This is a genomic window from Chitinophaga sp. (assembly GCF_035761305.1).
Lineage (GTDB): Bacteria > Bacteroidota > Bacteroidia > Chitinophagales > Chitinophagaceae > Chitinophaga.
The window spans coordinates 1-13587 of record NZ_DASTRI010000021.1 but is presented as its reverse complement, the minus strand read 5'-3'; the positions used below and the strand labels follow the sequence as shown (position 1 = coordinate 13587).

Below are 13587 nucleotides of genomic sequence, written 5' to 3'. Positions count from 1 at the left end.
AGTTGTTAGCCCGTTATTAATGCCCGCGTTAGTGTGCCCGGCCTTACTTGCATCCTTATTATCTCAATCAAAAAGTTAAATCGAAACTATCCCGTTATGCAAAGATTAGTACTGATACTCATCATGGCATTTGGTTTCCTGGATGTGCATGCCCAGCAACACGTTATAAAGGGCACGGTAACAGATGAAAGCAACCAGCCATTGCCGGGAGCCACGGTCCGGTTAAAGGCCTCCACGGTTTCCACTATTACAGATGCTGCCGGAAATTTTCAGATCAATGCAGGGGAGCAGGGCCCTGCTAACCCGGTTTTAATTGTATCGTATATCGGTTATTCCGAGCAGGAGGTACCGGTAAGCGGCCAAACAGTAACGGTTCGCCTCAGGGCCGATGCCCGCTCCCTGAACGATGTGATAGTAGTAGGGTATGGTGTGCAGCGCAAAAGGGATGTTACCGGCGCTACCAGCACCGTTAAGTCGGAGGAGCTGGTTAAACGCCCCCTGGTAAGGGTAGAGCAGGCTTTGCAGGGCACCACCTCCGGCGTACAGGTAGCCAGCAACAGCGGCCAGCCCGGCACCGGGTTAAGCGTACGCATTCGCGGCGTTAACTCCATTACCGGCTCCAATGAGCCTTTGTATGTGATAGACGGGTACATTGGCGGCAGCGTGGAGTCGCTGAACCCCAATGATATTGAATCGATGGAAATATTGAAAGATGCTTCCGCCACCGCCATTTATGGCTCCAGGGGCTCTAACGGTGTAGTGCTGATAACCACCAAAACCGGTAAGGTGGGCAAAACCCGTGTAGATTTCAGCACCTGGTTCAGCAAGGCCAGCATACCCAAACAGCTGAATCTCATGAATGCCTACGACTTTGCCCGTACAGTAAATACGCAGTTCCAGCTGTCGGGCAACCCGCCTGCCTTTAACGATGCGCAGCTGCAGGACCTGAAAGCCAGGGGCGGCACCGACTGGCAAAAAGAGCTGCAGCAAAGCCCGTGGATAAAGAACTACCAGCTGAGCGTGTCCGGCGGCAACACCGGCGTGCGCTACCTGTTTTCCTTTAATCACCTGGACCAGCCGGGCCTTATCCTGAACCAGTATTACAAACGCACTACATTAAGAAGCAATGTGGATGTGAAGCTGAACGATAAGATGGACCTGAAGGTGAATGTAACCGCGCTGTTTCCGCAAAACCGCAACACAGTTTATCCCGGCGACCTGATAGACCCGTTTGCGCAGGCTACCCAGTGGGATCCCACAACCCCGGTGCGCGATGCCAATGGCAACTACATCCTGTCTGCCCAATACGGTTCCATACAAATTAACCCTGTGGCCCAGGCCAGCAACCAGCAGGTAGATAACAGCGCTACCAACCTTACAGGAACAGGCGTATTTACCTGGCGCATATTGCCGGGACTCACCTTTACCTCCAACAACACTTACGAAATTCAGTGGACGCTGAACCAGCAGCTGTTTGGCAAGGAAACCAGCCTGGGAATGGCCGGCCGCGATTTTGCCTCACAGGGCAATACCCGCTACCGCTCTTACCAGAACAGTAATTTCCTGACTTACCATGGTGATTTTGGCGACCACTCCCTTACGGTAACCGCCCTGTATGAGCAGCAGAACCGCCGCAACATTAATTCCAACGCGCAGGGCGTAAACCTCATCAGCTATGTGAATGGTTATTATAATTTAGGACTGGGCAGCACACAGCTCATTACCTCCGGCTACTGGGCCGATGCCTTGCAGTCTTACATGGGCCGTGTGAACTATGCCTATAAGAACAAATACCTGTTAACAGCCGCTGTGCGGGTGGATGGTTCATCGCACCTGCTGGATAAATACAGCACCTTTCCCTCCCTGGCCGTGGGCTGGAACATTGCAAAGGAAAACTTTATGCAGGATAACCGCATTTTTTCTGACCTGAAGCTGCGTGCCAGCTACGGCGTAACCGGCAACCAGGCAGTGAACCCGTATGCCACCATCCCGCAGATCAGCACCGGCGCACCGTACTATTTTGACGGCAATAAGCCTACGGTAACCACGCCGCTGGGCAACCCCGTATCTAAATCATTAAAATGGGAACGTACGGAGCAGTACGATGCCGGTTTAGATGCAGCCTTTCTTAAAGGCCGCCTCACCTTTACAGCAGATGCCTATCGTAAAAAGATCAAGGACCTGCTGTATTATTTCCAGGCGCCTTTCTATAACAGCGGCGCCACTTATGCCCGCAACATAGGCAGCGTGGAAAACAAGGGGGTGGAATTTTCGCTGGGAGGCACCCCCGTCAGCACCAGGAAATTAACCTGGAGCAGCAATCTCATTGCCTCAATAAACCGCAACAAGGTAGTTGACCTGGGCGGACTGGATAACATTGTGGTGAACAACATCGGCTCCCCGCAAAGCAATGTATCTATCCTGAAAGTAGGGCAGCCACTGGGTGAATTTTACGGCTATAAATTCCTGGGCACCTGGAAATCCAAGGAAGCAGCTGAAGCAGCGGAATTTGGTATGAAACCCGGCGACGCCAGATATGTGGATGTAGACGGCGATAAAAAATATACCGCCGCTGATCTCATGACTATTGGCAACGGCACGCCCAAGTTTACCTTTGGCTTCATCAACGATATTAAGTACGACAACTTTACCCTGAGCTTTATGCTGCAGGGCGCCACCGGCTACCAGATCTATTCTCAAACACTGGCTTATGTGTGGGGCGGTTTAGGCGATGCGCGCAACGCCACCACGCAGGAAGCCCTTAACATATGGACGCCTGACCATGAAACCGACAATCCTACTTTCAGTAAAACCAGCACCAACTTCATTAACAGCAGCCGCTATGTGTACAACGCCAGCTACATGAAGCTGAAGAACATATCGCTCACTTACCGTATACCGGATGCGCTGTTAAATAAAGTAAAGCTGCATAGCCTGGAGGTATATGTAAGCGGGCAAAACCTGTTTACCGTTACCAGCTACCCTGGCTATGACCCGGAGATCACCAACGCCACCAATGCCATTACACAGGGGCTTGAAATGGGCGTGATCCCTAACCCGCGCACGTATACGTTTGGTTTGCGTGCAGGGTTTTAGGAGCATAAAGCATAAAGCAAAAAGCAAAAAGCAAAAGATAAGGCATAAGCATATAGGGCAAGGCAGCCATCACAACAGGTTAAGCTACTGGTTGTAGCGCTGCTATAAAGCAACACCCTATTCATTATTCATTATTAATTACAAGCAAACAAGCAAGCAATGAAAAGGCACTATATACTAATACTCACGCTGCTGCTGGCAGCAGGTTGCCAGAAGCTGGATGAAGATCCGAAAGGCAACCTTACACCGGGCACTTATTTCAAAACCGCCTCTGACCTGGATGCTGCCGTAGCCGCTGTTTACCTGCAGCTGGCAGTAGACGCGGCTTATGCCAATATCAGCAACAGCACGCCCTGTTTTGGCTCCGACGATCTTACCACTGATCCGGGGTTAAACAAGCTGGGCTTCCGCCTGTTCGATCAGCTGAATGGCAACTCCGATGCAGACGGACGTTTGAATAACGTTTGGCAAGGCCCGTGGACCGCCATTTACCAGGCCAATAACGTAATAGCCAATTATGAAAAGGTTGACGCCACAGATGAGGTGAAAAAATCGTACGCCGGCCAGGCCTTCTTTTTAAGAGCATTCAGCTACTACATGCTGGTGCGCACCTTTGGCCCGCTGCCGGTAATAGATAAGCCGCTGGATGTAGATGCCCGCCCTCCGCGCGACTCAGTAAGCAGCGTGTATAACCTGATTGTAAGCGACCTGAAAACAGCTATTGACTTTTTACCTGCCTCTTTTCCCGGCGCGCCGGGAAAGGCCAACCAGCTGGCCGCCAAAGCGCTGCTGGCAGAAGTGTATTTAACCATGGCTGGCTGGCCGCTGAACCAAACCACCAACTATGCGCTGGCGGCAGAACAGTCGGATGCGGTAATAAAATCCGGGCAGTACACGCTGGTGCCGGATTATGCAAAAGTGTTCACCACCAACAATACCACAGAGTCCATCTTTTCGCTGCAGTTCAATGTAGCCGGAGGTTTGCCGCAGCGCACCTATGGCGCGTCCTGTATGCCACTGGATGAAGTAGCGCTGAATGGTAACAGCGGTTGGGACGATTTTTATCCCGAGATCAACTTTTACCTGAACGCACCCAAATGCGCCCGCACAGACGCTACTTTTTATACTACAATAAAGCTGTTGCAGCCGGATAAAACCTATAAGCTGGTACCGTGGAATTCCACAGCAACGCATGCCGGGCATCCGTATTATAAAAAATTCCGTGCAGGCGTTGGCGATGGTATCGTGGAAACAGGCAACGCCATCCTTTCTGCCAGTCCAAGCACCAACAAAACACTGGATATTGTCCGCTATCCCATGGTGCTGCTCAATTATGCAGAGGCTTCTGCCATGGCTGCCAGCGCCCCCACCGCAGAAAGCTACGCTGCTGTTAACCAGGTAAGAAGGCGGGCCGGCCTGCCGGACCTTACGCCTGGTTTGCCGCTGGCTGCCTTCCGCGACTCGGTGGTGCAGGAAAGGGCCTACGAGTTTGCGGGAGAGTTTGGCATACGCTGGTTTGATATTGTGCGCCTGCAGCTGCTGCCGCAGATACTGGCCAAACGCAGCAACCTGGAAAATCCCGTCAGCCCTGCGGTAGCCAACAATCCTGCCGCGCTGGCGCAAAAATATATTGCACCCATACCTACCAACGAAATGTTGCGCAACCCGCAATGGCAGCAAAACCCGGGTTATTGATAAAACCGTTCGCGAAAACATTTAAGCTTATAACAACTAACTAATAAAGCATGCAGAGATCAGTATATTTTTTTGTAGTCCTTTTTTTATGCTATCATTCCACATTACAGGCACAAAGGCATAACAACAATACCCTGTATCCCACTTACAAAGGTCTTATCATGGCCGGGTACCAGGGATGGTTCCGGGCGGCAGGGGATAATTCCGCTGCCCGGCACTATGCCTATGGCAATGAAACACACAGCAGCATTGATGCCTGGCCCGATGTAAGCGAGTATGAAAAAACCTATGAAACCCCCTTTACATTAAAAGATGGCAGCAAGGCCCGCTTCTTCAGCTCACTGGATAAAAGCACGGTAGACCTGCACTTTAAATGGATGCAGCAATACGGGGTGGATGGCGTGTTTATGCAGCGCTTCTACAACGTAACAAAGGAAGGCAACGGCAAAAAAGAGTCGGCGGTTATTCTCAGCAATGCGCTGGAAGCGGCCTCCAAATACAAGCGGGCTATTGCAGTTATGTACGACCTGTCGGGCTTACCGGCAAAGGGCGAAGATTGTTCTTCCATTATTGCCGACTGGAAATACCTGGTAGATACGCTGAAGGTAACCCGCCAGAGCGGCGCTAACACATACCTGCATGAAAATGGCAAACCCGTAGTATGCATCTGGGGCATTGGTTTTCCTGACAGGCCTTATGACATCCGTAACATTGGCCTGGAACGCCTGATCGATTTCCTGAAAAACGATCCCGTATACGGCCACTGCACCGTAATGCTGGGCGTACCCACTGCCTGGCGCGAGCTGAATGCAGATTGTGTGCATGACCCTTACCTGCATACTATCATCAAAAAAGCAGATATTATCATGCCCTGGATGGTGCAGCGCTTTTCGCCGCTGCTGCACAACGATATGGACCGCTACCGCGATCAGATCATAAATGATATGGAATGGTGCCGGCAGCATAATATTGAGTATGTTCCCTGCGTTTGTCCCGGGTTTAGCTGGCATAACCTGAGCAAGCATGCTTTTCCCGAGGATGTAAAGCCCGTTGGCTCCATACCCCGCCAGGGCGGCCGCTTTTACTGGCAGCAGCTGTCAACCGCCATGCTGGCCGGTGCTGAAATGATTTACGTAGCCATGTTCGACGAAGTGAATGAAGGAACCGCCATCTTTAAAGTATCTGATAATCCGCCTGTAGCAAAAGAGGTGTCGTTTATAGATATGGATGGGAAACCATCGGACCTGTACCTGTGGCTGACCGGCGAAGCGGCCCGCATGCTGCGTAAAGAAAAGCCATTAACCCTGCAGCAGCCCGAACGAAAACCTTAGATCGGCAATGTCAAAACCGGCAAAAGAACATCAGCAAACCTTAAACCATATTCATGTAAGTACAATTGAGCACATATTAAACCAATGAGATCCTGGTTATTAATCGCGTTTTGATCAATAGGTGGTTACTGCCTGCAGGAGTGCTTTCCGGCTTGCCATGCGGCAATTACGCGCTGCATTGTGCTGCGGCAGTCAGCGGAATGTTGCAGGCTGCAGGCCGGCGCCGGGCAGTTCGTAATTGTTTGCATCCATCATTATTTCAATTGCGCTGCATTATCATACCCAATATGCATCGCAGCAAACAATTCGTAATTATTCATGACCATAATAATTTTCAAAGGCATTTTCAGCAGAGCGGAGCAGGCAATGCGCCGCTCACGCGGGGTTGCAATTGATAATTCGTAATTGAAACCGTAATTTTTATCACCCAAAAACCCTTAAAATGAAAACAAGCATCAAAACTGCGTTCGCCGGCAGCTTACGGCAGTATTCCACGTTATTCTTCAGCTGGAGGAATGTATTACTGATCTTTGCTGTTGGCCTGCTGGCCGCCTGCTCCAAGCAGCAAATCGAAGAACAATTGAAAGAAGGCGCCGGTATTAATAAAATGGCCGCTACCCCTATGGCCTCCCCGGTGGGCGATGTGGTAGGCAAAGTAACCGTAGGCTACCAGGGATGGTTTGCCTGTACCGGCGACGGCTCGCCTATTAATGCCTGGTGGCACTGGACACAGGATTGGAGCCAGCCCCCTTCACCCACCAACAAAGGCATGAAATCCTGGCCGGATGTAAGGGACTACACCACCACCTTTGCCACCGGCTTCCCTAACCTGAACAACGGCCAGCCAGCCAGGCTGTTCTCATCTTTCACGGACCAGTCGGTGAACGTGCATTTTCAGTGGATGCAGCAATACGGCATCGACTGCGCCGCCCTGCAGCGTTTTAATCCCACCGGCGGCGAAGGTCCGGTGCGCGATGCTATTACCGCCAAGGTAAAAACAGCTGCAGAAACCTATGGCCGTAAGTTTTACATTATGTATGATGTAAGCGGGTGGACCAACATGCAGTCTGAGATAAAGACCGACTGGACCAACAAAATGAAAGCCTATACGGCCTCCGGCGCTTACGCCCGCCAGAACGGCAAGCCGGTAGTATGCATATGGGGCTTTGGCTTTAACGACAACAACCACAATTTTACCGCTGCCGCCTGCCTGGATGTAATTAACTGGTTCAAAGGGCAGGGCTGCTATGTGATTGGCGGTGTGCCTACCTGGTGGCGTACCGCGCCTGCCGGCTCCGACTCCCGCACCGGTTTCGTGGATGTGTACAAGGCGTTCAACATGTTGTCGCCCTGGATGGTGGGCCGCATTGGCGATGCTGCAGGGTCAGACTGGTTTTACAATAACGTGAACATCGGCGACCAGGATTTCTGTAACCAGAACGGTATAGATTACCAGCCCTGCGTGCTGCCCGGCGACCTGCAGGAACGCCAGCGCGCCCACGGCGATTTTATGTGGCGGCAGTTTTATAACATGGTGCGCTTAGGCGCCCAGGGCATTTATATTTCTATGTTTGACGAGTATAATGAAGGGAACCAGATTGCCAAAACCGCGGAAAGCGCCGCCTGGGTGCCGGCCGGCTCGGGCTTTTGGGCGCTGGATGAAGATGGCGTAGCCTGCTCTGCCGACTATTACCTGCGCCTTACCGGCGATGGCGGGCGCATGCTCAAAGGGCAGATAGGCCTTACTGCCACCCGCCCTACACAGCCCGTTGCTGGCAGCAACAATGGCAACATACCTTTTGGGCAAACAATTACCCTTAAAAGCGCCAATAACCTGTATGTATGCAGCGAGAACGCCACGCAGCCTATGAACTGCAACCGTACAGCCGCAGGGCCCTGGGAACAGTTTACGGTAGTGAACGCAGGTAACGGCAAGGTAGCCCTGCAGAACCTGGGCTATTATGTATGCTCCGAGAACGGCGCCCAGGCAATGAACTGTAACCGTACCGCCATTGGCGCCTGGGAGCAGTTTGACTGGATCACGAATGCCGACGGCTCCATTTCCCTGAGAGGCAACAATGGGGCGTTTGTTTCCGGGGAGAACGGTACACAGCATATGACCTGCACCCGTACCACTATCGGAACAACGGAAAAATTCCGGGTGAACCAGTAAGCAGTTCCCCGTTAAGTTACACAGTTTGGCACAGCCCGCAAGCGCCGCCGGTGGTACTAAATCGCCGGCGGCATTTTCTTTTACGAAAAATACGGGCGTGGCTGTCTTCAGGTTGAGTACTATTTTCCCCAGCGTTTGGCCCCCGGAACTTACCCGGCTGGCACGTCATTTGTTTTTGTTTTCTGCAACCATATCCATCTATTTGCTATGTCCATCGGGGAAAAAACACGATCCTGTCAAAGAATCCTGTTAATACAAAGCCCCACTAAATAATTAGCATGAAAGGAGTACAAATACCGAATGATCTGCCAGCCGGCGCTGCCAGCAAAGGGAAAGCAGAATATGTTTTACGCCTGTTCATAAGCGGGGCTTCCGCCAATTCTGCAAAAGCAGTGTTGAACCTCAAAAATATATGCGAAACATATATTAAAGACCGCTATGAGCTGGAAGTAATTGATATATACCAGCAAAACGAGCTGGCGCAAAAAGAACACATTATAGCTGTTCCCTCATTGATTATTAAGACTGCCCGCTCAGCAAAAAGACTGGTGGGCACTATGTCTGACTGCCAAAAGCTATTACAGGGCTTAATGCTTACAACCTAAGTGTGGAATAAGTGCATGGAACAGGGCAAACCATCATATGAGGAACTACAGCAGGAGGTCCGGCAATTGCGTGCAGCTTTAGAGGAAGCCAGGGATACCATAGCCGCCATCCGTTCCGGCGAGATAGACGCATTGATAGCAGAAGGAGAACGGGGCAATGCCCTTTATACCCTCAACAGCGCAGATCTTACTTACCGCCGCTTTATAGAAAAAATGGGGCAGGGCGCCGTAACTATCAGCAGGGAAGGCACCGTGCTGTATTGTAATTCCCGCTTTGCCGGCATGGTAAACACCCCGCTTTTCAGCATAATTGCCCATCCCTTCAGCCAGTTTGTAAAGCCAGCGTGCCAGGGGCATTTTGAGCAGCTGCGTGAAAGAGGCTGGGAGCAGGACTGCGTGGGAGAGCTGGTGCTGGAGAACGGTACGGAAGGGCTGAATGTGCTGCTTTCCCTTACCAGGCTGGAGCTGGACGGCGGTTTTGCCATTAGCCTTATTATTACAGATCTTACCATTGAAAAAGATACGCAGCAGCGGCTGCAGCAGCAAAACCACCAGCTGGAGGAAATTAACCACGCGCTGGAGCTGAGCAACCACGACCTGCAGCAGTTTGCCTCCGTGGCTTCGCACGACCTGCAGGAGCCCCTCCGAAAGATCCAGATGTTTTCGAGCTTGCTGAAGAAAAAGATCAGCGGCCTGCCGGAAGATGCGCATACATACCTGAACAAGATCATTGCCTCCTCAGAGCGGATGAAGCAGCTGATGGACGATATTCTCAACTATTCCCTGCTGTCCTCTAACCAGGTGCGGAATGAGTATGTAGACCTGCAGCACCTGATAGAGGAATTGCTGGAAGATTATGAGCTGGTTATACAGGAAAAGGGCGCCAGTATTATTATAGGGGAGCTACCTTCTATAGAAGCCAATAAAGGGCAGATACGGCAGCTGTTCCAGAACATGATCAGCAATGCCATCAAATTTTCCCGGCAGGATGTTACGCCCAGCATTTCAATCAGCAGCCGGCGTATACAGGCCCGCGGTTTTGATGCGCCTGAACAGCAGGATGGTGATTTTTGCCGTATCTCCATAAAAGATAATGGCATTGGATTTGACGAAAAATATATAAACAACATATTCTCTCTTTTCGGCCGTTTAAATCCCCGGGGTATGTATGAAGGTACCGGTATAGGATTGGCCATTGCAAAAAAGATAGTTGACAAGCATGGCGGTTTAATTACCGCCCGCAGCAGAGAAGGGATTGGTTCAGAGTTTATTGTAGTATTGCCGCTACAGCAATTTTAATGCTTGATGCAAGTTACAGGGAAAAGCATGCAGCGTTCTTACAGGACGCTGCATTTTGTTTTATATTAGCGTTTTCACAAGCATACTGTACCTATGATATTTCGTTTCAGCTGGAAATACCTGTTGCTAACCCTGGCGCTGTTTATAACAGAAGTGCTGATAGCATTGTATATGCACGACGGCTTTGTACGGCCTTATGTAGGCGATTTCCTGGTTGTGATACTGGTTTACTGCTTTGTATGCACCTTTTTACAGGCGCCGGTGGTACCGGTGGGCATTGGCGTATTGCTGTTTGCCTACATGGTGGAGATACTGCAGTATTTTAACATGGTAAAACACCTGGGCCTGCAGCATTCCCGCCTGGCCAACATTGTACTTGGGAACCATTTTGAATGGGGCGATATGCTGGCCTATACCCTGGGCATTTTATCCATACTGCTGCTGCAGCGGCGGCAGGCCGCGCTTCATACTTAATGCTGGTAACGCGCAAATGTTCACATACGTACACTCCTGTGCTGAAACCGGACATTTGCAGCTGTTTTAGCCCACGTAAAACATTGAGCATGAAACCCGTATAAATCCGGCATTGACTTAGCAGCGTTGAATAAACTTGTTACAACCGCATTAGCTCCAGTAATACCGTTAATACCGCTATTATGCTAAAAAATTACCTGAAAACAGCCTGGCGTAGCCTGGTGAACAATAAGTTCTACAGCGCGCTGAATATTATTGGCCTTACCGTAGGCCTGGCCGTGGGACTGCTTATTTTGCTGTGGGTAAATGATGAGCGTAGCTTTGACCGGTTCCACACCCATGCGGCAACTATTTACCGGGTAAATACTGCGGTAGGCACAGGGTTGAGCAAGGCGGTGTATTCTGTAACGCAGGGAACCGTTGCTTTTCATGCATTAAAGGAAGTACCCGGTGTGCAGCAGGCAGTACGCATTACGCAAAACGGCAGTTACACGGTATTCAGGTATGGCAACAAGGTGTTCAGGGCTAAACCCGGTTTGTTTGTAGACACTTCTTTCTTTCAGGTATTCGATTACCGGTTGCTGAAAGGTAATCGATCCAACCCCTTTCCAGGCGTACAATCACTAATACTTACCCAAACGGCTGCTGCCCGCTTTTTTGGAAAAGAGGATCCCATGGGCAAAATACTGGTGGCGGATAATAAGGAGAGCTTTACTGTAAGCGGGGTAATGGCAGACTTTCCGCAGAACTCCTCTATCCAGGGCGATATGCTGTTTCCTGTAGCCTTATATGCAAAACGGTATGCTGATGGCAATAGCTACTGGCGTTCGCTGGATGAAGACTGGGGCAACTACAACTGGGACACTTTCCTGCTGCTGCAGCCCGGTACGTCTGCGCCAACAGTCGCAGCGCAGCTTACGAACATCAACGTAAAGCACCAGCCTGGGTTTAAGCCCATAGAAGTAGGAGAGTACCACCTGCAGCCGCTTACAGCCATACACCTTACTGCGCCCAATGGCAATAATGCCGGCAGGCAAATGGTGAACATTTTTACCATTATAGCCATCCTTATTTTAGGAATAGGCGCCATTAACTACATTAATCTTTCCACAGCCAGGGCCATGCTGCGCGCAAGGGAAGTAAGCATGCGCAAGATCATAGGCGCCGGCAAACAGCAGCTAATGCTGCAGTTCATGATAGAAACACTCCTGTTCTTTATTATTACCCTGTGCCTGGCATTTGCGGTAATGACAATGCTCATGCCTTTGTACAATAGTATTGCCGGCAAGCAAATGCAGATAAATATGCTGGATGCGGGCTTGTGGAAGGTAATAGGCATTACGGTGCTGGTTACCATGCTGGCCTCCGGTATTTACCCCGCATTGCTGCTGTCGTCGTTTCAACCGGTAAACGCATTAAAGGGCCGGCTGTCGTGGGGTATTGGCAATGCTGCTTTCCGCAAGGTGCTGGTAGTATGCCAGTTTGTATGTTCCATCGGTCTTATCATCGGTACGCTCATTATTCACCGGCAGCTGAGCTTTATACGTGAAAAGCAGCTGGGATATGATAAGGCGCATGTATTTTCATTTGACATGCGTAACATGCAGCCGCATTACGATGCAGTGGCAGCCCTGCTGCGCAGCCGGCCTGCCGTACAGGATGTGACCACTGCTACCGGCAATATTGTAAATGTGCCCAATGCTACGGTAGACATACGTTGGGAGGGTAAAGACCCCAACATCAGCTACTTTATCCATCCGATGGCTATAGATAAGGATTTCCTGCGCTTTTTTAAACTGCAGGTAACAAGCGGCGCGGGGTTTACCGGCATCCCTGCAGACTCGGCTCATTTTATCCTGAATGAAACAGCTGTAAAGGAAGCGGGGATAAAAGACCCGGTAGGTAAGCGCCTCACTTTTTACGGCACTGCAGGCACCATTATCGGCGTGGTAAAGGACTTTCATTTTGCCTCTCTCAAGGAAAAGATACAGCCCTTCATTTTTTATTACCGGCCGGTAAGCAGCCGTTTGTTTGTACGAACTACCGGCCGCGATGCCGCTGCCGCAATAAAGGCGGTGCAAACGCTTTGGCCGCGGTACAATGCAGGCTTTCCCCTGGAATATACCTTTATGGATGATACCTATAGCAACCTTTACAAAACCGATCAGCAAACAGGCATGCTGTTCGATTGCTTTACGGTAATTGCCATTCTGATCTCCTGCCTGGGGTTGTTTGGCCTGGCCACTTATTCCGCGCACGTAAAGGTAAAGGAGATCGGCATCCGCAAGGTATTAGGCGCCAGCGTAATGAACATAACCACCATGCTCTCCCGCGACTTTTTAGCCCTTACGCTCATTGCCATTATTATTGCCATGCCGCTGGCATGGTGGGCTACCAACCAGTGGCTCGTAAACTTTGCGTACCGTGTTACCATTGGCTGGAGCGTATTTGTAACAGCCGGGGCTGCGGCGCTGCTTGTAACAATTACCACCGTTAGCTTCCAGGCTGTAAAAGCCGCCCTGGCAAACCCGGTAAAGAACCTGCGGGTAGAATGATGATGGTGCCGTTACTGCGCTGTATTTTCAATCACAGATAAGATGTTGCCGGCCGGGTCTTTAAACCAGGCTATCTTATGCGTGCCATTGTCCCGTATGCCTTTCTCATTGGTTTGAATGTCGCCGGTGTATTGTTCAAATGTTACGCCTTTGCTGTTTAGCGCTGCTACAGCTTTTTCCACATCGTCCACCTCGAAGTTTAGCACTGTAAACGTAGCCGGCGTATGATTGGGTTTGGGATATATCATTACATTGCCGTTGCCGTTCATATCCAGGTTTAGTACGCCTTCCGGCTCTTGAATAGAAGTTTTTATACCCAGTGTTTGCTCATAAAAATTTCGCGCCTTTTGCAGGTCGTT

At 50.6% G+C, this 13587-nt stretch carries 9 protein-coding genes; 8 read left to right on the top strand and 1 reads right to left on the bottom strand.

What is annotated here, in order from left to right:
• The first annotated feature begins 96 nt into the window (after positions 1-96).
• The 8 genes from VFS25_RS02235 (at position 97) to VFS25_RS02200 (ending at position 13228) form a co-directional block, all read left to right on the top strand.
• On the top strand, positions 97-3096 hold the full coding sequence (locus tag VFS25_RS02235; RefSeq protein ID WP_326460482.1) for a TonB-dependent receptor: 3000 nt from the start codon (positions 97-99) through the stop codon (positions 3094-3096).
• 159 nt (positions 3097-3255) lie between these two features.
• On the top strand, positions 3256-4791 hold the full coding sequence (locus tag VFS25_RS02230) for a RagB/SusD family nutrient uptake outer membrane protein (protein ID WP_326460481.1): 1536 nt from the start codon (positions 3256-3258) through the stop codon (positions 4789-4791).
• A gap of 161 nt (positions 4792-4952) precedes the next feature.
• Positions 4953-6122, top strand: a complete 1170-nt coding sequence (locus VFS25_RS02225) for a glycoside hydrolase family 71/99-like protein (RefSeq protein ID WP_326460480.1) — start codon at positions 4953-4955, stop codon at positions 6120-6122.
• A gap of 442 nt (positions 6123-6564) precedes the next feature.
• Positions 6565-8295, top strand: coding sequence for a lectin (locus VFS25_RS02220; protein ID WP_326460479.1), 1731 nt, complete (start codon positions 6565-6567; stop codon positions 8293-8295).
• Between the two features lie 278 nt (positions 8296-8573).
• Positions 8574-8900, top strand: coding sequence for a circadian clock KaiB family protein (locus tag VFS25_RS02215; protein WP_326460478.1), 327 nt, complete (start codon positions 8574-8576; stop codon positions 8898-8900).
• Positions 8901-8915: 15 nt separating this feature from the next.
• The gene (locus tag VFS25_RS02210) at positions 8916-10199 is read left to right on the top strand and encodes a sensor histidine kinase (protein ID WP_326460477.1); all 1284 of its coding nucleotides are present in this window, start codon (positions 8916-8918) and stop codon (positions 10197-10199) included.
• A gap of 93 nt (positions 10200-10292) precedes the next feature.
• A complete protein-coding gene (locus VFS25_RS02205; protein WP_326460476.1) occupies positions 10293-10673 on the top strand; it encodes a DUF2809 domain-containing protein in 381 nt (126 codons plus the stop codon).
• A gap of 182 nt (positions 10674-10855) precedes the next feature.
• Complete coding sequence (locus VFS25_RS02200; RefSeq protein ID WP_326460475.1) at positions 10856-13228, top strand: ABC transporter permease; 2373 nt, start codon at positions 10856-10858, stop codon at positions 13226-13228.
• A gap of 11 nt (positions 13229-13239) precedes the next feature.
• On the opposite strand, the gene VFS25_RS02195 is transcribed toward VFS25_RS02200, so the two are convergent.
• Positions 13240-13587, bottom strand: a 348-nt coding sequence (locus VFS25_RS02195; protein ID WP_326460474.1) for a VOC family protein, incomplete at its 5' end; no start/stop codon positions are given.

Excerpts from the sequence above, each read along its gene's own strand:
- VFS25_RS02200 (WP_326460475.1), top strand. The coding sequence starts at position 10,856 with ATGCTAAAAAATTACCTGAAAACAGCCTGGCGTAGCCTGGTGAACAAT.
- VFS25_RS02235 (WP_326460482.1), top strand. The coding sequence starts at position 97 with ATGCAAAGATTAGTACTGATACTCATCATGGCATTTGGTTTCCTGGAT.
- VFS25_RS02230 (WP_326460481.1), top strand. The coding sequence starts at position 3,256 with ATGAAAAGGCACTATATACTAATACTCACGCTGCTGCTGGCAGCAGGT.
- VFS25_RS02205 (WP_326460476.1), top strand. The coding sequence starts at position 10,293 with ATGATATTTCGTTTCAGCTGGAAATACCTGTTGCTAACCCTGGCGCTG.
- VFS25_RS02225 (WP_326460480.1), top strand. The coding sequence starts at position 4,953 with ATGGCCGGGTACCAGGGATGGTTCCGGGCGGCAGGGGATAATTCCGCT.
- VFS25_RS02220 (WP_326460479.1), top strand. The coding sequence starts at position 6,565 with ATGAAAACAAGCATCAAAACTGCGTTCGCCGGCAGCTTACGGCAGTAT.
- VFS25_RS02210 (WP_326460477.1), top strand. The coding sequence starts at position 8,916 with ATGGAACAGGGCAAACCATCATATGAGGAACTACAGCAGGAGGTCCGG.
- VFS25_RS02215 (WP_326460478.1), top strand. The coding sequence starts at position 8,574 with ATGAAAGGAGTACAAATACCGAATGATCTGCCAGCCGGCGCTGCCAGC.